Annotated in this window: 21 protein-coding genes; 10 read left to right on the top strand and 11 right to left on the bottom strand. The window is 64.2% G+C overall.

What is annotated here, in order from left to right; translation table 11 throughout:
• Position 1: 1 nt before the first annotated feature.
• The 5 genes from hisS to CTR53_RS13945 form a co-directional block, all read right to left on the bottom strand.
• Positions 2–1,240 carry a histidine--tRNA ligase gene (gene hisS / locus CTR53_RS13965; protein WP_290814458.1) on the bottom strand — a complete coding sequence of 413 codons (1,239 nt, stop codon included), beginning with the start codon at positions 1,238–1,240 and terminating at the stop codon, positions 2–4.
• Between the two features lie 29 nt (positions 1,241–1,269).
• Positions 1,270–2,412: a flavodoxin-dependent (E)-4-hydroxy-3-methylbut-2-enyl-diphosphate synthase gene (gene ispG / locus CTR53_RS13960; protein ID WP_290814454.1), complete on the bottom strand. Its 1,143-nt coding sequence runs from the start codon at positions 2,410–2,412 to the stop codon at positions 1,270–1,272.
• A gap of 113 nt (positions 2,413–2,525) precedes the next feature.
• Positions 2,526–3,587 carry a helix-turn-helix domain-containing protein gene (locus CTR53_RS13955; protein WP_290814451.1) on the bottom strand — a complete coding sequence of 354 codons (1,062 nt, stop codon included), beginning with the start codon at positions 3,585–3,587 and terminating at the stop codon, positions 2,526–2,528.
• Between the two features lie 63 nt (positions 3,588–3,650).
• Positions 3,651–5,921, bottom strand: coding sequence for a phosphoenolpyruvate--protein phosphotransferase (gene ptsP / locus CTR53_RS13950; RefSeq protein WP_367158981.1), 2,271 nt, complete (start codon positions 5,919–5,921; stop codon positions 3,651–3,653).
• A 69-nt stretch (positions 5,922–5,990) separates the two neighbouring features.
• Entirely contained in the window at positions 5,991–7,205 is a 1,215-nt protein-coding gene (locus tag CTR53_RS13945; protein WP_290814448.1) for an aspartate kinase, read from the bottom strand.
• Between the two features lie 165 nt (positions 7,206–7,370).
• On the opposite strand from CTR53_RS13945, the gene ubiG reads away from it, so the two are divergent.
• Positions 7,371–8,108: a bifunctional 2-polyprenyl-6-hydroxyphenol methylase/3-demethylubiquinol 3-O-methyltransferase UbiG gene (ubiG, locus tag CTR53_RS13940; RefSeq protein WP_290814445.1), complete on the top strand. Its 738-nt coding sequence runs from the start codon at positions 7,371–7,373 to the stop codon at positions 8,106–8,108.
• Positions 8,105–9,157 carry a hypothetical protein gene (locus CTR53_RS13935; protein WP_290814442.1) on the top strand — a complete coding sequence of 351 codons (1,053 nt, stop codon included), beginning with the start codon at positions 8,105–8,107 and terminating at the stop codon, positions 9,155–9,157. The genes ubiG and CTR53_RS13935 overlap by 4 nt, the downstream gene beginning before the upstream one ends.
• A gap of 5 nt (positions 9,158–9,162) precedes the next feature.
• Here CTR53_RS13935 and CTR53_RS13930 read toward each other — a convergent pair whose 3' ends face one another.
• Entirely contained in the window at positions 9,163–9,582 is a 420-nt protein-coding gene (locus tag CTR53_RS13930; RefSeq protein ID WP_290814439.1) for a DUF1178 family protein, read from the bottom strand.
• Between the two features lie 98 nt (positions 9,583–9,680).
• On the opposite strand from CTR53_RS13930, the gene CTR53_RS13925 reads away from it, so the two are divergent.
• The 3 genes from CTR53_RS13925 to CTR53_RS13915 are packed head-to-tail and all read left to right on the top strand — an operon-like array spanning position 9,681 to position 11,633.
• Positions 9,681–10,205 (top strand): bifunctional 2-polyprenyl-6-hydroxyphenol methylase/3-demethylubiquinol 3-O-methyltransferase UbiG, encoded by a 525-nt coding sequence (locus CTR53_RS13925; protein WP_290814436.1) that lies wholly within the window; start codon positions 9,681–9,683, stop codon positions 10,203–10,205.
• Positions 10,202–10,747, top strand: a complete 546-nt coding sequence (locus CTR53_RS13920) for a GNAT family N-acetyltransferase (protein ID WP_290814433.1) — start codon at positions 10,202–10,204, stop codon at positions 10,745–10,747. The genes CTR53_RS13925 and CTR53_RS13920 overlap by 4 nt, the downstream gene beginning before the upstream one ends.
• 52 nt (positions 10,748–10,799) lie before the next feature.
• Positions 10,800–11,633 carry an inositol monophosphatase family protein gene (locus tag CTR53_RS13915; protein ID WP_290814430.1) on the top strand — a complete coding sequence of 278 codons (834 nt, stop codon included), beginning with the start codon at positions 10,800–10,802 and terminating at the stop codon, positions 11,631–11,633.
• On the opposite strand, the gene CTR53_RS13910 is transcribed toward CTR53_RS13915, so the two are convergent.
• Genes CTR53_RS13910 through CTR53_RS13900 form a run of 3 tightly spaced genes read right to left on the bottom strand, consistent with a single transcriptional unit; the run spans position 11,588 to position 13,539 of the window.
• On the bottom strand, positions 11,588–12,445 hold the full coding sequence (locus CTR53_RS13910; protein WP_290814427.1) for a carbon-nitrogen hydrolase family protein: 858 nt from the start codon (positions 12,443–12,445) through the stop codon (positions 11,588–11,590). The genes CTR53_RS13915 and CTR53_RS13910 overlap by 46 nt on opposite strands.
• Before the next feature lie 22 nt (positions 12,446–12,467).
• Positions 12,468–12,725, bottom strand: a complete 258-nt coding sequence (grxC, locus tag CTR53_RS13905) for a glutaredoxin 3 (RefSeq protein ID WP_290814424.1) — start codon at positions 12,723–12,725, stop codon at positions 12,468–12,470.
• A gap of 40 nt (positions 12,726–12,765) precedes the next feature.
• Positions 12,766–13,539 carry a ComF family protein gene (locus tag CTR53_RS13900; protein WP_290814421.1) on the bottom strand — a complete coding sequence of 258 codons (774 nt, stop codon included), beginning with the start codon at positions 13,537–13,539 and terminating at the stop codon, positions 12,766–12,768.
• An 88-nt stretch (positions 13,540–13,627) separates the two neighbouring features.
• Between CTR53_RS13900 and CTR53_RS13895 the strand changes: the two genes are divergently transcribed.
• The 5 genes from CTR53_RS13895 (at position 13,628) to CTR53_RS13875 (ending at position 18,937) form a co-directional block, all read left to right on the top strand.
• On the top strand, positions 13,628–15,421 hold the full coding sequence (locus CTR53_RS13895; protein WP_290814419.1) for an acyclic terpene utilization AtuA family protein: 1,794 nt from the start codon (positions 13,628–13,630) through the stop codon (positions 15,419–15,421).
• 64 nt (positions 15,422–15,485) lie between these two features.
• Positions 15,486–16,562: a bifunctional DNA-binding transcriptional regulator/O6-methylguanine-DNA methyltransferase Ada gene (gene ada, locus CTR53_RS13890; protein ID WP_290814416.1), complete on the top strand. Its 1,077-nt coding sequence runs from the start codon at positions 15,486–15,488 to the stop codon at positions 16,560–16,562.
• Between the two features lie 146 nt (positions 16,563–16,708).
• On the top strand, positions 16,709–17,188 hold the full coding sequence (locus CTR53_RS13885; protein WP_290814413.1) for a Dps family protein: 480 nt from the start codon (positions 16,709–16,711) through the stop codon (positions 17,186–17,188).
• Positions 17,189–17,334: 146 nt separating this feature from the next.
• Positions 17,335–18,285, top strand: a complete 951-nt coding sequence (msrP, locus tag CTR53_RS13880; RefSeq protein ID WP_367158980.1) for a protein-methionine-sulfoxide reductase catalytic subunit MsrP — start codon at positions 17,335–17,337, stop codon at positions 18,283–18,285.
• A complete protein-coding gene (locus CTR53_RS13875) occupies positions 18,275–18,937 on the top strand; it encodes an HAD-IA family hydrolase (protein WP_290814410.1) in 663 nt (220 codons plus the stop codon). The genes msrP and CTR53_RS13875 overlap by 11 nt, the downstream gene beginning before the upstream one ends.
• 248 nt (positions 18,938–19,185) lie before the next feature.
• Here CTR53_RS13875 and CTR53_RS13870 read toward each other — a convergent pair whose 3' ends face one another.
• Together CTR53_RS13870 and CTR53_RS13865 are read right to left on the bottom strand one after the other, a co-directional pair.
• Positions 19,186–21,372 carry an ATP-binding protein gene (locus tag CTR53_RS13870; RefSeq protein ID WP_290814407.1) on the bottom strand — a complete coding sequence of 729 codons (2,187 nt, stop codon included), beginning with the start codon at positions 21,370–21,372 and terminating at the stop codon, positions 19,186–19,188.
• A 2-nt stretch (positions 21,373–21,374) separates the two neighbouring features.
• Positions 21,375–22,262: a LysR family transcriptional regulator gene (locus CTR53_RS13865; RefSeq protein ID WP_290815205.1), complete on the bottom strand. Its 888-nt coding sequence runs from the start codon at positions 22,260–22,262 to the stop codon at positions 21,375–21,377.
• Positions 22,263–22,275 lie beyond the last annotated feature (13 nt).

Genomic DNA, 22,275 nt, shown 5'->3' with positions numbered 1-22,275 from the left:
GTCAGGCCTTCAGCTTGCCAAGCAGCTCCGCGCGGGCCACAGATGCCTCTTCGCCGCTCTTGAAGTCCTTCAGCTTGACCACGCCGCTGGCGATCTCGTCGTCACCGATCACCACAGCGGCCGTACAGCCGACTTTGTCAGCACGTTTGAAACGCTTGCCGACATTACCGCCATAGGCGAGTTCGACGGCGATGTCGGCGCGGCGCAGTTCGCCCGCCAGCTTCACCGCTTCGGCTTCGGCAGCGGCGCCGATCGGGATGATCGCCACGATCCGCGGTGCCACCGGCTGCGGATCCGACAGCAGCACCAGGCGCTCGATGCCGCCGGCCCAACCGATGCCTGGCGTCGGCTTGCCGCCAAGCTGCTCGATCAGGCCGTCGTAACGCCCGCCGGCGATCACGGCACCCTGCGAACCGAGATGCGTGGTGACGAATTCAAAGGCGGTATGCGTGTAGTAATCCAGGCCGCGTACCAGACGCGGGCTGATGGTGAAGGGCACGTCGCTGGCAGCCAGGCCGTCCTGCAATGCTTTGAAGAAATCGCTCGCGGCAGGCGTGAGATAGTCGTGGATCAGCGGTGCGTTCGCCACCAGCTTGCGGTCGCCCTCATCCTTGGAATCCAGAATGCGCAGCGGGTTCTTTTCCAGCCGCTTGCGACTGTCTTCCGACAGCTGATCGACGTAGCCGGAGAAATACTTCACCAGCGCATCGCGATAGCCGACGCGGCTTTCCGGATCGCCCAGTGTGTTCAGTTCCAGCGTGCACTTATCAAGGATGCCAAGCCGGCGCAGGATTTCGGCGCCGAGTGCGATCACTTCCACATCGGCCTGCGGTTCGGCGGCGCCGATCACTTCCACGTCGATCTGATGAAACTGGCGCTGACGGCCCTTCTGCGGACGCTCGTAGCGGAACATCGGGCCCCAGGCAAAGGCCTTGAAGGGCACATTCTGCTGCAGGCCGTTGGAGATGAAGGCACGACAGATGCCGGCGGTATATTCCGGCCGCAACGCCAGATTCTCGCCACCGCGATCGTTGATCGCATACATCTCCTTCGAGACGGCATCCGAGGTTTCGCCCATCGAGCGGGCGAAGACATCGGTGAATTCGAAGATCGGCGTCGCCATCTCGCGATAGCCGAACAGCTGCGCAGCCTGACGCGCCGTGTCCACCACATGGCGGAAGCGGGCATAATCGTCAGGCAGAATGTCATGCGTGCCGCGCACGGGCTGGAACTGGGCCACGGCGTGTCTCCGTCCTTGGATGGTGGTAGCTAAGACGCGGCGTCGGCCGCGTCGTCGGGATGTTTGGTATCGGCCTTGGCGGCTTCGATCTGGCGGGCCTTGTCTTCGACCAGCCTGACCAGATGCGCGACGATATCCTCGTTCTGCAGCCGGTGCGCCGGCTGACCAGCGAGATAGACCTGGTGCGTATTCTTGCCGCCGCCGGTGAAGCCGATATCGGTCTCGCGCGCTTCGCCCGGGCCGTTCACCACGCAGCCGATCACGCTCAGGGTCATCGGCGTGGTGATATGGGCCAGGCGCTGCTCCAGTACCTCGACGGTCTTGATCACATCGAAATTCTGGCGGGCACAGGACGGGCAGGAAATCACATTCACGCCCCGATGCCGCAGGTTCATCGACTTCAGCATGTCGAAGCCGACCTTGACCTCTTCCTCGGGCGGAGATGACAGCGACACGCGCAGCGTATCGCCGATGCCCGACCACAGCAGCATGCCCAGCCCGATAGAAGACTTCACCGTGCCGATGCGCTGGCCACCCGCCTCGGTGATACCGATATGCAGCGGATAGTCGCAGGCCTCGGCCAGGCCTTGATAGGCTGCGACGGCGAGGAAGACATCGGACGCCTTTACGCTGATCTTGAATTCGCGGAAGTCGTGGTCTTCCAAGATGCGCGCATGATCCATGGCGCTTTCCACCATGGCTTCCGGGCAGGGCTCGCCGTATTTCTCCAGCAGGTGCTTTTCCAGCGAGCCGGCATTGACGCCGATGCGCATCGAGCAGCCATGGTCCTTGGCGGCCTTGACCACTTCGCGCACGCGCTCGGCCGAACCGATATTGCCCGGGTTGATGCGCAGGCAGGCTGCACCTGCTTCGGCGGCCTCGATGGCGCGTTTATAATGGAAATGGATGTCGGCGATGATCGGGACTTTCACAGCCCGCACGATTTCCTTCAGCGCCTTCGTCGAATCTTCGTCGGGGCAGGAAACGCGCACGAGATCGACGCCAACCTCTTCGCAACGGCGAATCTGCTCGATCGTCGCTTTGGCGTCGCTGGTCAGCGTGTTCGTCATGGTCTGCACGGTGATCGGCGCGTCGCCGCCCACCGGAACATTGCCGACGAAAATCTTGCGCGACTTGCGGCGCTGGATATCGCGATAGGGGCGGATGCTCATGGCTTAACTTTTTTCGTCCAGCTCACAGGACCGAATTATTGGGGGCTGCGGACGCGGGCGTAACATGGCGTCTTTACCGTGGGATGGCAAGCCAGCCTGCACACCCTGGTGGCCTAGCCCTGACGCTCGCTGCCCAGAGTCTTCAGCCGTTCCGGATCGAGCGAAATACCGCGCTTTACCTCGCCTTCCGCACCCAGCGGGGGCACCGGCTGACCGTCGACCACGATCCGCACGCCGCCAGCATTGCCGGTCAACAGCGTCAGGCCGGAGCGGTCCGGCACCTGATAGCGTTCGCCTGTATTCAGCAGGCGGGTGAAAATCTGCTCGTTGTTGGGCCCGCGCACCTGAATCCAGGCTGGCGCGGTGGCCTCGACCCGGATGCGACCGGCGGTGGCGGCGCCGTAACTGGCCGGCGCTTCGGCAACCGGCGCGGCAGCGGTCTGGGCAGGCGGAGGAGCCGGCGTGCTCGGAGCCAGCGTGCTCGGAGCCTGGGCGACCGGAGCCGGCGAGACCGCGGCAGGCGGCGGTGCGGCAGGCGCCTGCGCCACAGATGCCGGCGATTGGACGGCCGGAGCCGGCGTGGCGGGAGCAGGAATAGCAGGAGGCTGGGCCGAAGGCGTCTGAACGGTCTGCGCTGGCGGCGGCGGCAGCACGATGGGCGCCGCCGCCGGCGCAATCGGCTGCGGGCTGGGCACGAGATCGGCCAGCCGCGACGGCACCGCCTGGATCAGATCCTGCCCGACACGCAGAGCTTCCTGGTGGCGATACCACAGCGCATAGACAACGACAGCCAGCACCAGGGCGCCGACGACAAGCCAGACCCGCGGGGTACGTTCTTCCGGCCGCGGCATCGGAAAATTCAGGACCGTGCGCTGCACGGCGCCATCGCTTTCGGCCTGATAGCTTTTCAGCACCTGGTCGGGATCGAGGCCGAGGAATTCTGCATACTGGCGCAGGAAGCCGCTGACATAGACGGCGCCCGGCAGTTCGCCGAACCGGCCGTCCTCAATGGCTTCCAGATAGGGACGACGGATGCGCAGACGCGCGGAGACGTCCGTCAGCGCGAGGCTGCGCCGCTCGCGGACAACCTTCAGGCTGTGGCCCACGCCCTCATACCGCCCGCCTAGGGGGGCGGCATCGGCCACGGCCGTCTGTCCGCCGGACTGGGTATTCATGATCTCGCCCGCAATTTTTCGCTGCCGCCATATTACGGCAAAGTGCCGATCAGGCCAGCATTTTCAAACAATTACGCCATTTTCCCGCGCGAATTCCTCTAGGGGTCCACGCACGCTGTGCTCGGGTGAGGCATACAATTTAGACATAAATTCAGCCAGCGCCGGAACGGAAAGGCTACGCAGCATTTCCTTCACCGGACCGATGGCATTTGCCGGCATCGAAAGGCGACGGAAGCCGAGGCCCAGAAGCGCCATGGCCTCCAGTGGCCGGCTGCCCATCTCGCCGCACATGGTGATCGGCGTGCCCGCCGCATGACACTGCTGCACCACCCAGTGCAGGAAACTCAGCATGGCAGGGCTCAGAGGATCGTAACGGTCGGCCAGCTTGGTGTTGCCACGGTCGGCGGCGAACATGAACTGCATCAGGTCGTTCGAACCGACCGAGATGAAATCGACCAGCGGCAGCAGGGCCGGCAACTGCCAGGCCAGCGCCGGCACTTCCAGCATGCTGCCGACCTGCACCTTGAGCGGCACCGGCTTTCGCAGGTTGACCAGCCGCTGCACCTCGCGATCCAGCAGCCGGCGGGCGCGGCGGAATTCATCCACCTCGGCGATCATCGGGAACATGACATGCAGATTGCTGCCGGCCGCCGCTTCCAGCAGCGCACGCAGCTGCACCTTCAGCAGCGCCGGCCGATCCAGCGTCAGGCGGATCGCGCGCCAGCCCATCGCCGGATTCTCTTCAGGATATTTCACCAGATAGGGCAGAACCTTGTCGCCGCCGATATCCAGTGTGCGGAACACCACCGGTCGCTCGCCGGCATGTTCGATCACGCGACGATAGATCGCGGTCTGCGCATCCGCCTTGGGCATGGTCGGCCGCACCATGAACTGCAACTCGGTACGATAGAGTCCGATGCCGTCGGCATTGGTTTCATCGAGATGGCTCAGGTCGATCAGCAGGCCGGCATTCACCAGCATGGCGACCCTGGTGCCATCGGCGGTGATCGACGGATCCTCGCGCTGAGCGGCATATTTCGCCAGCCGCGCCTTGCGTAAGCCGACACTTTGGTGGAAGGCCGAAACCACATCGGACACCGGGCGCACGAAGACCTGTGCATGGTCGCCATCGACCACGACGGTATCGCCCGGCTCGACCTTGGCGATCACGCCTTCGACACCACCCACCACCGGGATGGACAGCGCCCGCGCCACGATGGCGACATGGCTCATACTGGATCCTTCTTCCAGGATCACGCCCTGCAGCTTTCGGCGGTCGTAATCCAGCAACTCCGCAGGCCCCATGCTGCGCGCCATCAGAATGGCATTCTCGGGCAGGTTCTCCGCGGCCGTATGCTGCGGCCGGCCGGTCAGGTGCAGCAGCAGGCGGTTGGCCAGATCGTCGAGATCGGCGAGGCGTTCGCGCAGATAGGGATCGGTGATCGCCTGCATGCGGTGGCGCGTGTCGCCCTGCACGCGCTGCACGGCGGCTTCCGCCGTCAGGCCGGAATCCACCGCCTGATGCAGCTTGGCGAGCCAGCCGGTGTCATGCGCGAACATCTTGTAGGTTTCCAGGATATCGCGACTTTCGCCGACAATGTCGTTGTCGGGCGTTTCCAGCATCTTGTTGACCTGGTCGCGCATCGAGGCGACGGCCGCGTCCAACCGCAGCTTTTCGCGCGGGATGTCGTCGGCCATGGTCTTTTCGACATGGATGCGCGGCTCGTGCAGCACGGCGATGCCGATGGCCAGGCCTTCCGACAGCGTGCGGCCGTCGGCGCGGAACGGCATGGTGGAAGCGCGCGAGGCGGCTACCAGATCCTCGCCGCCGCTGAGCTGGCCTGAGGCAACCATCTCTGCCAGCACCATGGCGATGGTCTCGAGCGCCTCGACTTCCTCATCGGCATACTGACGCCGCGTCTGGTTCTGCACGACCAGAACGCCGATCACGCGGTTGTCGCGCAGGATCGGCACGCCGAGCAGCGAGTGGTACACTTCTTCGCCGGTTTCCGGCTTGTAGGCGAATTGCGGATGGCTCTGCGCATCGGCCAGCGCCAGCGGCCGTGCATGGGCAGCGATGTCGCCGACCAGACCCTCGCCCACTTTCAGGCGGGTCTTGTGCACGGCGTCGGGGTTCAGACCCTCGGTGGCGTAGAGTTCGAGCTCGTCGCCGCGCAGCAGATAGGCCGAGCAGACTTCCGCCACCATATTGGCGGCGATGTTGCGCACGACGCGGGCAAGGCGTTCATCGACGGTGCCGGCCTCGGCCATCACCTCGCGGAGACGGCGCAGCAGGCCACGCGGCCCGGGAGCTTGCGCCCGGCCCGGCGTCACAGCCGTTCTCCGCTACCAGTTACCGGAGAGGCTGGTGTGGTCTGCCCTCCCCGCATCGGTCCCCCGTGTTCATTCTGCGTCGAGCCCGAAGGCGGTGTGCAGAGCGCGCACCGCCAGTTCGGTGTAGTCGGCACTGATCAGCACGCTGACCTTGATCTCCGAGGTGGTGATCGCCTGGATGTTGATGTTCTTCTCGGCCAGCGCCTTGAACATGATATGCGCCACGCCGGCATGACTGCGCATGCCGACGCCGACGACGGACACCTTCACGACGTTGCGATCCGGCACCAGCTTGGCCCAGTCCAGATTCTGCTTCTCCAGGATGCCGACGGCGCGATCGAGATCGCTGCGGCCCATGGTGAAGGTCATGTCGGTCTTCTTGCCGTCCTCGGAGATATTCTGGACGATCATGTCGACATTGATGCCGGCATCCGACAGCGGGCCGAAAATGCCGGCAGCGATGCCGGGGCGGTCGGCTACGCCGATCAGGGTAACCTTGGCTTCGTCGGCCGAGTAAGTGACACCGGAGACAATCTGCTTTTCCACGATCTCTTCCTCATCCACAACGAGCGTGCCGGCCACGTCGGCAAAGCTCGACAGAACCTGGGTCCGCACCCGGTGGTTCATCGCCATTTCCACCGAACGGGTCTGCAGAACCTTGGCACCCAGCGAGGCCAGTTCCAGCATCTCCTCGTAGGTGATCTTATCCAGCTTGCGGGCCTTTTTCACGATGCGCGGATCGGCCGTGTAGACACCGTCCACATCGGTATAGATGTCGCAGCGGTCGGCCTGCAGGGCTGCGGCCAGCGCAACCGCCGAAGTGTCCGAACCGCCGCGGCCCAAAGTGGCGATGCGGTCGCCGGGACCGACACCCTGGAAGCCGGCCACTACCGGCACCACGCCGGCAGCCATATCCCTGAGCATGGCGGCGCCGTCGATTTCGGCGATCCGCGCCCGGCCGTGCATGTCGTTGGTACGGATCGGCACCTGCCAGCCCTGCCAGGAGCGCGCCTTCACGCCCGCCGACTGCAGTGCCATCGAAACCAGGCCGGTGGTGACCTGCTCGCCGGCGGCCACGACCGTGTCGTATTCGCGCTGGTCATGCACGGCATCGACCTGCTTGCACAGGTCGACCAGACGGTTGGTCTCGCCCGACATGGCCGAGACCACGACGGCAACCTGGTTGCCGGCCTCGACCTCGCGCTTCACCTTGGCAGCCACGTTCTTCATACGGTCGACCGAACCGACCGACGTGCCGCCGAATTTCATCACCAAGCGCGCCATGTCGCTCGATCCCATTTCACTGTTCGTTGTCGATAGTTACCGGCAGAACCTTGCCGGCTAAAAGGCGGGTACTTAATACTCTTGGGGCCGGTCCGGGGCAAGCCGAGCCGGGCGGAAAAATCCCCTGTTTCCTTAGCCCTTTGTCGGGTCCGAGCGAGTCGCCACATGAGCCAGTCCGCAGCCAGTATCGACCCCGCCGAAATCGCCCGTTTTTCCGCCCTGGCGGCGGAATGGTGGAACCCGCAGGGCAAGTTCAGGCCCCTGCATAAATTCAACCCGGTGCGGCTGGGGTTCATCCGCGACCGCATCTGCGCTCATTTCGGTCGCGATGGCCTGTCGGACAATCCGCTGAAGGGCCTGCGCCTGCTGGATATCGGCTGCGGCGGCGGCCTGGTTTCGGAGCCGATGGCCCGGCTGGGTGCGCAGGTCGTGGGAGCGGATGCCGGCGAGCGCAATATCGGCATTGCCAGCCTGCATGCGGCCGAAGCCGGCGTGACCGTCGATTACCGCTGCACCAGCGCCGAGGAACTCGCTGCCGCCGGCGAACAGTTTGATGTCGTGCTGGCGCTCGAAGTGGTCGAACACGTTGCCGATCTCGACGGCTTCCTGGCCGCCTGCGGCCAGATGGTGAAACCCGGCGGGCTGCTGATTGCCGCCACGCTGAACCGCACGCCGAAGTCTTTTGCGCTGGGCATTGTGGCCGCCGAATACATCCTAGGCTGGGTGCCGCGCGGCACGCATGACTGGAAGAAGTTCCTCAAGCCCCACGAACTGGCGGGCTGCCTGCGTCGCGCCGGGCTTTCCTTAAGCGACGTCGCCGGCGTCAGCTACAGCCCGCTCAGCGATCGCTGGAGCATCGGACGTGATACCGATGTGAATTACATGCTGGTGGCGGTGAAATGATCCGTGCCGGCGGCAGCATGGCCTGGCTTGGGCTGCTGCTCGCTACGTGCCTGTTTCTGCCGCTTTCGGCAGGCGCTCAAACTGCGGTCGGCATCTCGCGCCTGGGCTTCTCGCCCGACAGCACGAGGTTGATCTTCAATCTGTGTCGTCAGCAGCAATGTGAAATCGCTGTCTACCACCGGCATAACCGGACTCTGCATAGCTACCGGCCTGCTGTCGGGCAATCCTGGTCTACCGGCAGCTATTCCGCCGATGGCGCGAAAATCGCCTTTATTTCAAATGATGCGGTCGCGGAGGAACGTTCCCTGTGGCGGCAGGTCAGCATCATGAATGCAGACGGCAGCGGCGTACGGATCATCACCGATAGCCGGCACTACAAGATCAATCCGTCCTTCTCCCATGACATGAAGAAGATCATCTATGCCCGGGCCGGCGTAACACGCCGCACCGAACAACGGGACTGGATTGGCGATTGGGATATTTACGAGGTCGACATCGTGACCGGACATGAGCGTCAGCTCACCGATCACCAGTTTTTCAGCATGGATCGGCCTTATTATCTGCCCGATGACCGGCGCTTCCTGTTCTCGGCTGACGGCATGCGGAAATTCGGCGAGATACGAACGCTAAACCCTGTAAAGCAGGAAGCCCCCAAGGCCTATCGGGACCGTTACCGCGGCAATCATATATACATAAAGGAACCAGGTGATCCAGACCTGTCACCGGCGCTCATCCATGGCGCCGCAACCACACGCCCGCGCATATCGGCTGATGGAACACGCATTCTCTTTACCGCACGCACCAATGAACTGGATAACAACCCAGATCGCGTAAACTATCGTTACGATCTTTTTCTGAAGGAAGGCGAAGACATTCGCCGTCTGACGAAGTCCGGACACTACATTCTTGATTCGGCTCTGTCAGCAGATGGCAGGCTGCTCGCCTTCATTTCCGGCGAGCCATCTCGGCCGAAGCTTTTCGTGATGTCTGCTGAAGGGGGTGCGCCGGAAGGAATAGACCTGCCGGCCAGCGCAACGGCAATCAACTAACTGCTTTACGCGTCCTCGCGCGGAAGCCAGGGGATCACGGCGACATCGACACCTTCTTCGGCCAGTTCCCTGGCTTCATCCGGGCTTGCCTCGCCGTAGATGTTGCGCTTGTCGGTTTCGCCATAATGGATCTTGCGCGCCTCTTCGGCGAACTGGTCGCCGACGTAATCCGCATTCTTCTCGACATGGTCGCGCAGTTCGGTCAGTGCCTGGCGCACCTTCGCTGCTTCCTTGGCCTCGGCCTTGGCAACTTCGCCCTTGGACTTGCCGATGCGCGGCGCCATCGGCGCCTTATCCACTTTGCGTGAGTTGCAGACCGGACACACGACCTTGCCGTCCGCCGCCTGCTTGTCGTAGGTGGCACTGTCATAAAACCACGCCTCGAAAACGTGGTCCTTGCGACATTTCAGTTCGTACTTGATCATGACCCGTCGATGATTCGGCGTGCGCCGTAACCTTCCTTAAACTGCAACAGTTTATACATGGTGCGGTTACGGCGGTGCAACAAGGGGGCTCAAAACGGATGGCTACGCATGGGGGCACTGCCCCCTCGCCCTGGGTTGTGCGTTTCGCCGGTCTCATCACTCCCGGCGGCAGTCTCCTCGATCTCGCCTGCGGCAGCGGCCGGCATGGCCGGCTGTTTCTCGACCGCGGCCATCCGGTGACATTCCTAGACCGCGACCTTTCCGGTGTTTCCGACCTGCATGGATTTGCCAACGCCGAACTGATCGAAGCCGATATCGAGAATGGCCCCTGGCCGCTGAATGATCGGACATTCGCTGCCGTCGTCGTCACCAACTATCTCTGGCGACCGCTGAAGAGCCGGATCGCTGCAGCACTCGCACCGAACGGCGTGCTGATCTACGAGACCTTCATGCAAGGCAACGAGCGCTTCGGCAAGCCGAGCAATCCGGATTTCCTGTTGCTGCCCGATGAGTTGATCGACTGGTGCCGCGAGGCCGGCCTGAACATCCACGCTTTCGAGCAGGGCGAGGAAGCCAATACCGTGCGGCAACGTATCTGCGCCGTGAAAGCCGCCGCCGCATGATCGAGACCGAGCGCCTGATCCTGCGCCGCTTCGAGCCGCGCGATTTCGAAGCTCTGGCGCGCTTCTATACTGACGACCAGGTGATGCGCCACATGCTGCCCGGCCGCGGCCTGTCGCGAGCTGAGGCGCAGGAACGCGCCAAGAGCAACATCCACAATTTCAACGACCACTGGGACCGCCGCGGCCATGGCGTCTGGGCCGTGCAGGATAGAGGCAGTGCGCGTCTGCTCGGGCAGTGCGGTCTGCGCTGGGTGCCGGAGGCCGAGCAGACCGAGTTGCTGTATCTGCTGGGCAAGACCGCCTGGGGCCGCGGGCTGGCCAGCGAAGCCGGCCGCGCCACGCTGCAATTCGGTTTCGCACGTTGCGACCTCGCGCAGCTGATCGCATTGACCGCGCCGGACAACCGCGGCTCGCAGCGCGTGCTGGCCAAGCTGGGTTTCAGCTATACTGGAGACGGTCCAATCTGGGACCGTGTCGTGAGCTGGCACAACCTTCCGCGTGAAACCTGGAACACGATGCAAACGGAAAGCGCAACGGCGTGATTTTATCGAATTAGCTGTCGCACCGACGCCCGCCGAGGCGTAGCATCCGGCCATGACCTTCGATATCGACAAACGTCTGCAGCATGCAAGCCAGGTGATTCGCGAAGCCGGCAGACTGGCGCGCGGCTTTTTCGACAACCGCAGCGAGCTGGTGATCAAGCTGAAGGGCGTGCAGGATTTCGTCAGTCAGGCCGATGCCGAGACGGAAGACCTGATCGCCTCGCGGCTGCTGAGCGAATTTCCGCATGACGGCATCCTCGGCGAGGAACGCGGTCGCCGCGGCGGCGACACCGATGCACTCTGGGTGATCGATCCGATCGACGGCACGGCGAATTACGTGCGCGGCCTGCCCTACTGGTGCGTCGCCATCGCGCTGATGGTGCAGGGTCGCATCGAACTCGGCCTGATCTACGATGCCGTCTCCGATAAGCTCTATACCGCGCGCGCCGGGCATGGTGCGCTGTGTAATGGCAAGCCGATCTCAATGAGCGGCGAAACGCGACTGGATCACGCCTGTCTCGGCATCGGCTACGGCCATGGCGAAGCGCCAGGCCCGCATGCGAAAATCATCGACAGCCTGCTGGCGGCGCATTGCCAGTATCGCCGGCTCGGCAGCGGCTTGCTGCTGATGGCACTGGCGGCCGAAGGCGCGCTGGATGGGTTTTACGAATTGCGCATGAAGCCCTGGGATGCGCTGGCCGGCCTGCTGCTGGTGCGCGAGGCCGGGGGCATCACCAACGATTATGAAGGTCACGGCATGCCGCAGGCCGAACCCGTGCTGGCGCTGACGCCCGCCCTATGGGACCCGTTCGTGCGGGCGATGAACGTGAACCTGCCGCTCTATTCCGCGGCGCGACCAGTGAAATTGCGCGCCGGCAACGTATAGACCGGATCGTGGCGCCAGGCCGGGATTTGCGCCCGCGCCTTGGCCACGTCCGCCAGATCGATCTCGACAACTTTGGCGCCGACGCCATCGCCCATATCGGCCAGCACACGGCCCCAGGGATCGATCACCAGCGAGTGACCGTAAGTCTGCCGGTTGCCCGGATGGTCACCCCACATGGCGGGTGCAATCACGAAGGCGCCAGTCTCAATGGCCCGCGCGCGCATCAGCACATGCCAGTGCGCCTGACCTGTGGTGCGCGTAAACGCCGCCGGAATGGTGATCAGGTCGGCGCCGGCCTGCGCCAGGCCGCGATAGAGGCCGGGGAAACGCAGATCGTAGCAGACCGACATGCCGAGCGTGCCGAACGGCAGCGAGGCGAGCACGCCCTCGCCGCCCGGCGCGATCGAATTGCTCTCGCGATAGGTCTCGCCTGATGGCAGATCGACATCGAAGAGATGGATCTTGTCGTAGCGCGCGGCAATCTTGCCGTCCGGCGCCAGCAGATATGAGCGATTGAAATTGCGGTTGGCGCCGTCCGGCTTGATCGCCAGCGAACCGACCAGCAGCCAGGTGCCAAGTTCCTCGCTCAGCTTGCGGAAAGCCTGCAGGGCCGGGTGACTTTCTTCCGGCTTGCCGGCGGCAACGCTGGCGGCGGCATTCACACCCATGAACCCGGAATTCTCCGGCGTGGCGATGAACTCGGCTCCGCCTTCCCTGGCCTTACGCACCAGGGCGGAGACATGGGCGATATTGGCGTCCATGTCGTCCCAGATATTGGGCTGCACCAGACCGATTTTCACCTTGCGCGCCATCGCTCCCCGCCCCATCCGTCTTTTAAGCCGCCAGCATGGCGTCGAGCTTGCCCTCGCGCTCCAGCGCGTAGAGGTCGTCCGACCCACCGACATGCGTGCCGTTGATCCAGATCTGCGGCACCGTGCGGCGGCCGCCGGCCTTCTGGGTCATCTCGTCGCGCTTGGCAGCGTCGTAGGAGACATCGATCTCGTTGTAGCTCTGACCCTTCTTGTCGAGCAGCGACTTGGCGCGCGCGCAATACGGGCACATGAAGGTGGTATAGATTTCGATCTCGGCCATCGTCGTCATCCTTGAGCGAGTTTGCCCCTCGCGACCTCGATTATATGGCGCTCTGCTCGGCCCGAACAACCCGGGCCAGGGTGAGCACCGTCACCTCCGCGGCGCCCGCCCGCAGCAGTGCCCGGCGACACGCATTCACCGTGGCCCCGGTGGTGAACACATCGTCGACCAGGAGCAGGCGTCGGCCGCGGATCGCCGCCGCCTGCCCGGGATCAACCTCGATGGCCCCGGCCAGTTCCCGCTTGCGGGCGGTGCGGTTCAGCCGCCCGAGGCTGCGGGTGGCGCGGCGACGCTGCAGCAGGCCGAGCAGGACGGGCTTGTCGGCCGCCCGGCCCAGCGCCTGAGCCAGCAGGGCCGACTGGTTGAAGCGCCAGCGCCACAGCCGCCAGCGATGCAGCGGCACCGGCAGGACCGCGTCGCACTCGGCCAGCAACGGCGCGCCTGCCTGCCGCAGCAGGGCGGCAAGGCCCGGTGCCAGATCGGTGCGATCACCGCGCTTGAAGCGCAGCACCAGATCGCGACCGCCGCCGCCATAGACGAAAGCCGCGCGGGCGCGGGCGAAAGGCGGCGTGTCTTTCAGGCAGGCGCCGCAGATCAGGCCATCCGGTACCGGCACGGCATGCGGCACGCCGCAGGTCGGACAGCAGGGTTCGGCGATGAAGCCGACGCTGGGCCAGCAGTCGAGACAGAGCCGGCCGGGCTCATCCACCTGCGCGGTGCAGAGCATGCATTGCGGCGGCAAAAGAGCATCCACGCCAGACCGCCAGAGGCGACGCCAGCCATGGCGGAAGATGTGTTCGGTCGCTGCGAGCATCGATACCCGGCTATGACGCAGCGTCAGGCATGACGCGGCTGTTACGGGTGTTTATGCTGGCAGAAAATGCGGCCAGAGGAAACGGAGCATGAGTGGCCAGGCGACAAGCAGGACTATCCGCATCGGCGGCGCGTCGGCCTTCTGGGGCGATTCGATGGTGGCGGCGCCGCAGCTGCTGGCGCAGGGCGAGGTCGATTACCTGATCTTCGACTATCTGGCCGAGATCACCATGTCGATCATGGCCCGCATGCGCGCGAAAGACCCGGCGCAGGGCTACGCCACCGACTTCGTTGCCGTCACCATGAAGCGCCTGCTGCCAGAACTGGCGCGGCGCAAGGTCAAAGTCGTTGCCAATGCCGGCGGCGTGAACCCGGCCGCCTGTGCTGCCGCCATCCGCGCGCTGATTGCCGATGCAGGGCTGTCCCTCAAGGTCGGCGTCGTGCTGGGCGACGACCTGCTGCCGCAGATCGATACGCTCAAATCGCAACTTGAGCCGATGCAGGCCGGTGCCGAAATGCCGGCGAAATTCATGTCGGCCAACGCCTATCTGGGTGCTGCGCCCATCGCCGCCGCATTGAAAGCCGGCGCAGATATCGTCGTCACCGGCCGCTGTGTCGATTCAGCCCTGGTGCTCGGGCCGCTATTGCATGAATTCGGCTGGGGCCTGCAGGATTTCGACAAGCTGTCTGCTGGCAGTCTCGCCGGTCATATCATCGAATGCGGCGCGCAAGCCTCGGGCGGGCTGTTCACCGATTGGCGCGAGGTGCCGGACTGGGACAACATCGGCTATCCCATCGCCGAGATTTCCGAAGATGGCAGCTTCGTGGTCACCAAGCCGAAAGGCACCGGCGGTCTGGTCAGTTTCGGCACGGTCGCCGAGCAACTGGTCTACGAGATCGGCGATCCGGCCTGCTACATGCTGCCCGACGTCACCTGCGACTTCACCGCCGTGCAGATCGAGCAGATCGGCGAGCATCGCGTGCGCGTGTCGAATGCCAAGGGCCGGCCGCCATCCGACAGATACAAAGTCTCGGCCACCTGGCTCGACGGCTTCCGTGCCGTGGCGCATATGACCATCGGCGGCATCGATGCGCGCGAGAAGGCCGAACGCAGCGCGGAGGCGATCCTGAAGCGCACGCGTAAGATTTTTGCAGCGCTCAATATCGGCGATTACCGCAGCACCTCGATTGAAATCCTCGGCAGCGAAGCAATGTATGGTCCGCAGGCCGCAACCGGCGCACGCGCAGTGCGGGAAGTCGTGATGAAACTGGCGGTCAGCCATACCGAGAAGACTGCGCTGGAAATCTTCAGCCGCGAGATCGCGCCGGCCGGCACGTCGTTTTCGCCCGGCACCACCGGCTTCTTCGGCGGACGTCCCAGCCCGCAGCCGGTCGTGCGGCTGTTCTCCTGCTTCATCCCGAAGTCCAGCCTGTCGATTGCACTGGATACCGAAGGCGACGAGAAACCCTTCGCCGTACCGATGATCAGCGGCGAGCCGCGCGGCGCGGCGGCCCGACAGGATACCTCCGCTGCCCTGCCTGCCGGTCAAACCAAAACCGTGCCACTGATCCGCCTCGCTTATGCCCGCTCGGGCGACAAGGGCGACGACAGCAATATCGGCGTGATCGCGCGCCGGCCAGACTACCTGCCGGCGATCCGCGCCGCATTGACCACAGAGGCCGTGGCCGGCTGGTTCGCGCATCTGGTCGACGGTCCGGTCGAGCGGTTTGATCTCCCCGGCATCCACGGACTGAATTTCCTGCTGCATAACGCACTCGGCGGCGGCGGCATTGCCTCGCTCAGAAATGATCCGCAAGGCAAGGCCTATGCCCAGATGCTGCTGGATTTCCCAGTTCCGGTGCCTGCCAGCTGGACTGTCTGAGAGTAGGAATCGCAGCGCAAAAGGCGGATAGTGGCCGGCACATCCGACCCCTATGTTTGTTGGCATGAAACAGACACTGCGACTGCCCACAGATAACGAATTCGCCGCCATCCGCGGCAACGATGCCAGCTTCGACGGCCGCTTCTATTACGGCGTGGCGAGCACGAAGATTTTCTGCCGCCCGTCCTGCGTCAGCCGGGCGCCGAAGCGCGAGAATGTCCGCATCTTCGACAGCACCGATGCTGCCGAAGCTGCCGGCTTCCGCCCCTGCAAACGGTGTCAGCCCGACAAGGCGCCAGCCGCCGATGCACGGCTGGAACGCGCCCGCGCGCTGATCGACAGCAAGCTGGCGATGGGAGAGCCGACGCCGACGCTGCCGCAACTTGCCAAAGCGGCACATATGGGCGCCACCCATCTGCAGCGTCGTTTTGCAGCCGCCTATGGATTAAGCCCGCGCGCCTATGCCGAGGCGCAGCGTGTCGCGCTGCTCAAGACGGAGCTGCGCAATGGCAGTGGCGTGACCGATGCGATCTACGGCGCCGGCTTCGGCGCTGCCAGCCGCGTCTATGAAAAGGCCGGGCGCTGGCTTGGCATGACGCCGGCCGACTATCGCCGCGGCGGCGAAGGCCTCACGCTCACGGTGGCGATCCGCCGCACCGCGATGGGATCGACCCTGGTGGCGGAAAGCACGCGCGGCGTGGCGGCTTTGCTGTTCGGCAATACCGAGAAGGCCATGCTGGCCGAACTGCGCGACGAATTCCCGGCCGCCCGTACCGACCGCGACGACACCGCGGGTGCTGCGGCCTTCGCAGCCCTGGAGGCCATGCTGGCCGGCAGGGAACCGCCGAAAGGTTTGCGGCTGGACCTGCGCGGCACACCGTTCCAGATTCGCGTCTGGACGGCTTTGCAGGCCATTCCGGCCGGTGAGACGCGCAGCTATCAGCAGATCGCCCAGAGCCTGGGTGCACCGAAAGCCTCGCGTGCCGTCGGCTCGGCCTGCGGCAACAACATCATCGGCGTGCTGGTGCCCTGTCACCGGGCTTTGCGCAGCGATGGCAGTCTGGGCGGCTATCGCTGGGGTCTGGACCGCAAGGAAAAGCTGCTCACCGGCGAAGGCGTGGCGTTGGAGCCGGCGGAATAACTGGCTGTCCTATTGCGGCAACAATTTTCGCTACAAGCGACGCGGATTCCACCCTGCCATGATAGCTTTGCATGGCAGGGGAACTTGCAGCCTCTTGGAATAGTTCTAAATTAGCGAAGCGGAACCGCAAACAAGGAGTCATCCCCATGGCTGTCGCCATCGACATCGGCATTGCCGACAAGGAACGCAAAAAGATCGCCGACGGTCTGTCGCGCCTGCTGGCCGACACCTACACGCTCTATCTGAAGACCCATAACTACCACTGGAATGTCGAAGGCCCGATGTTCCAGACCCTGCACACCATGTTCGAGCTGCAGTACACCGAACTGGCGCTGGCCGTCGACCTGATCGCCGAGCGTATCCGCGCCCTGGGCCATTATGCGCCGGGTTCCTATGCGCAATACGCCAAGCTGTCCTCCATCAAGGAAGAAACCGGCGTGCCGGGCGCGCAGGACATGATCAAGGATCTGGTCAAGGGCAACGAAGCCGTCAGCAAGACCGCGCGTGCCATCTTCCCGGTGGTGGAGAAGTCGTCGGACGAGCCGACTGCCGACCTGCTGACCCAGCGCATGCAGGTACATGAGAAAACCGCCTGGATGCTGCGCAGCCTGCTGGAAAAGAAATAACGGCAAAATTTCCGATCCGGTGTAACGTTTTCCCACATTTCACCGAACCTTGATTGGCGCCCGGTCGATGGCACGCTAGGTTTTCCTGGCCGGGCCGTCACCGGGCCTAATCTTTTTGGGCGCAATGTTTTCGGGAATTTTATGCCATGCTGATCAAACGCCGCCGTAGCTGGGAACTGCCGGAAAGCCAGGCCACTCCGGAATCCCTTTTCCTCGATCGCCGCAAGCTGCTGGCCGGCATGGGCATGACCGGTCTTCTGGCCGGTGCCGGCCTGCGCCCGGCTCTGGCCGCCGCCGATGCCGGAGCTGTCGCTGCCGAGCTGTATCCGGCCAAGCGCAACGCGGCCTTCGATCCCGGCCGCGACCTGACCGAAGAGAAGATCATCACCAGCTACAACAACTATTACGAATTCGGCACCAGCAAGAGCATCCATCGCTCGGCGCAGGCGCTCACCATCCAGCCCTGGCAGGTGAAGATCGACGGCATGGTGGCGAAGGAACGCACCGTCGATGCCGAGGAACTGATCCGCAAACTGCCCATCGAGGAACGCCTCTATCGCTTCCGTTGCGTCGAGGCCTGGAGCATGACGGTGCCGTGGAGCGGTTTCCCGCTCAAGGCGCTGGTCGATTTCGCCCAGCCGACCTCGAATGCCAAATACCTGGTGATGCAGACCTTCTCGCGGCCGCAGGAAGCCAGCGGCCAGAAGCAGTTCTGGTATCCCTGGCCCTATACCGAAGGCCTGACCATGGCCGAGGCGACCAACGAACTCGCCTTCATCGCCACCGGCGTCTATGGCAAGCCGCTGCCGAAACAGAATGGCGCACCGCTGCGCCTGGCCACGCCGTGGAAATACGGCTTCAAGTCGGTGAAGTCGATCGTGCATTTCACCTTCACCGACAAGCGGCCCAAGACTTTCTGGGAAGGGCTGGCGGCTGACGAATACGGCTTCTGGGCCAATGTGAATCCGATGGTGGCACATCCGCGCTGGAGCCAGGCNNGGCTACGGCGAGCAGGTTGCCGGGCTGTACAAGGATCTCGGCGGCGAAAAGCTTTTCATGTAAGGCGGGCCGAGCTATCCCATCGGGATGGCCTATGACCTCATCATCTTCGATCTCGACGGCACGCTGGTGGATTCCGAAACCCTGGCGAACCGTGTGTTCTACGACAAGCTTGTCGCCCGCGGGCTGGATGCGCGCTTCGACCTGGCCAGGGTGACGCGCGACTTCACCGGCCTGACGGTGGCGAAGTGCCTGGACCTGGCATACGACGCCTATGGCATGTCCGCGATGCCGGACGGGTTCGAGAGGGACCTGCGCGAGGCAACCTATGCCAGCTATCGCGAAGCGCTGGTACCGATCCCCGGCGTGCCCGCCATGCTGAAGCAGCTGCGACAGCCGAAATGCGTCGCCTCCTCCTCGGGGCCTGAGAAGATCGCCTACAGTCTCGAACTGACCGGCCTGCTGTCGCATTTCGACGGCCATCTGTTCAGCGTGCATCAGGTGGCCGAGCCGAAGCCGGCGCCGGATGTGTTTTTCTTCGCCGCCCGCCAGATGGGCGACGTGGCGCCGTCCGCCTGCGCCGTGGTGGAAGACAGCCTGCCGGGCGCCACTGCCGGCATCCGCGCCGGCATGACGGTGTTTGCCTATCGGCCCGACGGCGATGATGCCGCCTTCAGCGACATGGGCTGCCAGGTATTCCGCGACATGGCCGAACTCCCCGCCCTGCTGGGCAAAAAAAAGCCGGCCTGAAACCAGGCCGGCTAAGTCTTAACAGGGAGGCTCCGCGCGAGACGCGCGGATCGGTCGATACAGCGGGGGAGCTGCAGCGACCAAAGTTTCTGGCCGAAGCCAAAAACCGGGAGATGCTGCGACGCAACATCTGACGAGTGTTGGTGTACCCCTTGGCGCCACGTTTGAGTATCCAGAGAATTGGCAACACAGGCATGCATCAGCTGCATAACTAAGTGTTTGCCTACAAGACCATGCGATTCAATCCGTTATGGGATCGTCGCAGCTGCATTCGGGGCCGGAAAATGCAGGCGGACACGGGTGCCCTGACCGGGCTCGGAGTCGAGTTCGAGCCGGCCGCCATGCAGCTCGATCAGAGCCTTCACCAGCGGCAGCCCGAGTCCCGTGCCGCGCATCTGCGACACCAGGGCTGAATCGATGCGGCCGAAGGGTTCCAGCGCCTTCTGCAGGTCGGCCTGGTCCATGCCGACGCCGGTATCGGTGACCTCGACCACGGCGCTGCCGCCATCGCCGGGCAGCAGGCGGATCGTCGCCTCGCCACCGGACGGCGTGTATTTCACCGCGTTCGACAGCAGGTTGACCAGCATCTGCTTGGCCAGGCGCTCGTCGGCGAAAATCGTCGCATCTTCGGCAGCGGGTTCGACCTTCAGCGTCACCATGCGGTCGGCGGCAAGCGGACGCAGCAGCGTGAGGCAATCCTGCAGCAACCGCGACCACAAGACCTGTTCGGTTGCCAGCTTCATCTTGCCGGCCTCGACCTTGGAGAGGTCGAGGATGTCGTCGATCACCGCCAGCAGATGGCGACCGGCAGCGAGGATATCGGCGGCATAGCGGTCGTATTGCGGCACGCCCGAGGCGCCGAGCAGCTGCAGCGCCATGATCTCGGAAAAGCCGATGATCGCATTCAACGGCGTGCGCAGTTCGTGGCTCATATGCGCGAGGAACTGACTCTTGGCGCGATTGGCGAATTCGGCTTCCTGATGCGCCTTGATCGCCGTCGTGCGCGCGGTTTCCAGCGTTTCGGTGCGGGCGGCGAGCGCGTCGTTCGCCTCGCGCAATTCGCGTTCGTTGCGCTTGAGCACCGTGATGTCGGTGATCAGCGATGCCGCGCCGCCGGACTCGAGCCGGAAATCGCGGATCTGCAGCCAGCGCCGGTCGCGCGTGTCGTAGAAGATATGCGGCTCGCCGCGGGCATCGTTGAAGGTGCGCAGCCGCGTCGCCACCCAGTCGTCATAATCGGTCTTCACACCCGCAGCCGCCGCCCCCGGACGGTTGCGCACCGAGGCCCGGCAAATGTCGCGATGGCTCATGCCGGCAATACCGTCGAGCGGCACGCCGATGATACCGGCATAGGCCGGATTGCAGATCATCAGCCGCTGCTCGGCATCGAACAGTGCCACGCCATCCGGTGCCACTGCCAGCGCATCGCTGAGATGCTGCTCGGCCTCGCGCAGTTTCGCTTCCGAGGTCTTCTTCGCGGTGATGTCGTTCACCACCACCAGCGCCGCATCGTCCTCGCCGTGGCGCATCGGCACGGCAGCCATGGTGGCCCAGATCGCGCGGCCCTGCGCGGTGGCGATCTGCAGCTCTTCATCGGGCTGCGCATTGTCGCTGAAGATGCGGTCGCGATGCGCCGGATCGAGCACATAGCGCGGTGCCGCCGCTGGCCCGCCGTCTTCGATGCCGAACAGCTCGGCAGCCGGACGGTTGCTGTAGAGGAAGGCACCGTCGGCGCGGCGCGCCACCACGATGGGGAATGGCGCGGTATCGAGAATCTGGCGCAGGCGGCGCTGCGCGGCCTCGGCATCGTTGCTGCTGCGCGTACGGTCCCGCAGCGTCACCCGCAGGCGTTCCACCAGTTCGGTCGTGCGGCGGAAATAGCGGTTAAGGCGGATGGCAAAGGTCACCAGCACGGTCAGCGCCATGGCGATACAGGCGCCGAACACCTGCATGTCGGGCGTGCCGGCCAGCAGGACCGCAAGTCCCGGGCCGGCGGCCAAGACGGCAACGGTGACCGAAATCGACAATTGCACCGCGGTGGTGAGCGTGACGGCGATGGCGATGCCGGCGAGGCAGACCAACGCCAGCATGGGGGCCGGTTCCGGCGGCAGCCGGACGATGGCAGCGCACATGCCGCCGAGCAGCATGCCGTTGACCACATAGACGGCATAAAGCCGGCGCCACCATATCCACGCCTTCCGGCGCCGCTCGCGATCGGCCAGCAGGCTACGATGCGTCACATACTGCAGCAGCAGGGCGACGATCGTGGCCGCGACATAGCCCCACCGCCAGAGCCCGGCGAGATATCCTTCCAGCAGAACCGCCATACCGGCGGCGGCGGCCAGCTGGGCCAGCATATCCCAGGGACGCCGGATCCGCGCCAGCAACTCGTTGCGGCGGCTCATGCCGCCGGCCGTATCGGGCTGCCGGGCCATCTTCAGTAGCGCCAGTCCGCCACCTTGCGCAGCAGAAAGTCGCGGAATACGGCAAGGCGTTTGGTGTTGCGCAATTCCTCGGGATAGACGAGGAAGGTGTCGAAACTCGGGCCATCGATATTGGGCATCACGCGCACGATGCGCGGATTGCCTTCCACCATGTAATCCGGCAGCGCCGCGATCCCCAGACCGCTGGCGACCGACTGCATCACGCCGTAGACGTTGTTGACGGTGAGGATCGGTTCGCGCGGCGTGACGGGAGCGCCGACCTGCAGCAGCCAGTTGATATTGTTGAAATGCGCCGGCGCTTCCTCGCCGTAGACAATGACATGGTGCTTGTCGAGATCCTCGACGGTCTGCGGCGCGCCATGGCGCGTGACGTAATCGACCGAGGCGTAGACGTGGTTATGCACGGTCAGCAGCTTGCGGTGGATCAGGTCGGCCTGGGTCGGCTTCCACATGCGGATCGCCACATCGGCCTCGCGCATGGAGAGATCGAGTTCACGATCGTCCACCACCATCTCGATACGGATATCGGGATAGAGATCCATGAATTCCTTCAGCCGCGGCGCCAGCCAGATCGTGCCGAAAGCAACCGTGGTGGTGACCTTCAGCTCACCCGAGGGCTTGTCCTTGGCGTCGGCGATCATCGCTTCGGTGACGGCCAGCCGGGCGAAGATGTCGCGCGCGGTGCGATACAGCAGTTCGCCCTGTTCGGTGAGGATCAGGCCGCGCGCATGGCGATGGAACAGCGTGGAATTGAGCTGCGATTCCAGCGCGCCGATCTGGCGGCTGACGGCCGACTGGCTCAGGCCCAGCGCCTCGCCGGCATGAGTCAGGCTGCCGGCTTCCGCCACCGCGTGAAAAATGCGCAGCTTGTCCCAGTCCAGCGACGGCATCGTC

This window comes from Ferrovibrio sp., assembly GCF_002796975.1.
In the GTDB taxonomy this organism is placed as follows: Bacteria; Pseudomonadota; Alphaproteobacteria; order Ferrovibrionales; family Ferrovibrionaceae; genus Ferrovibrio.
The sequence above is the reverse complement of the archived record's forward strand: the minus strand, read 5'-3'. Positions and strand labels throughout refer to the sequence as shown.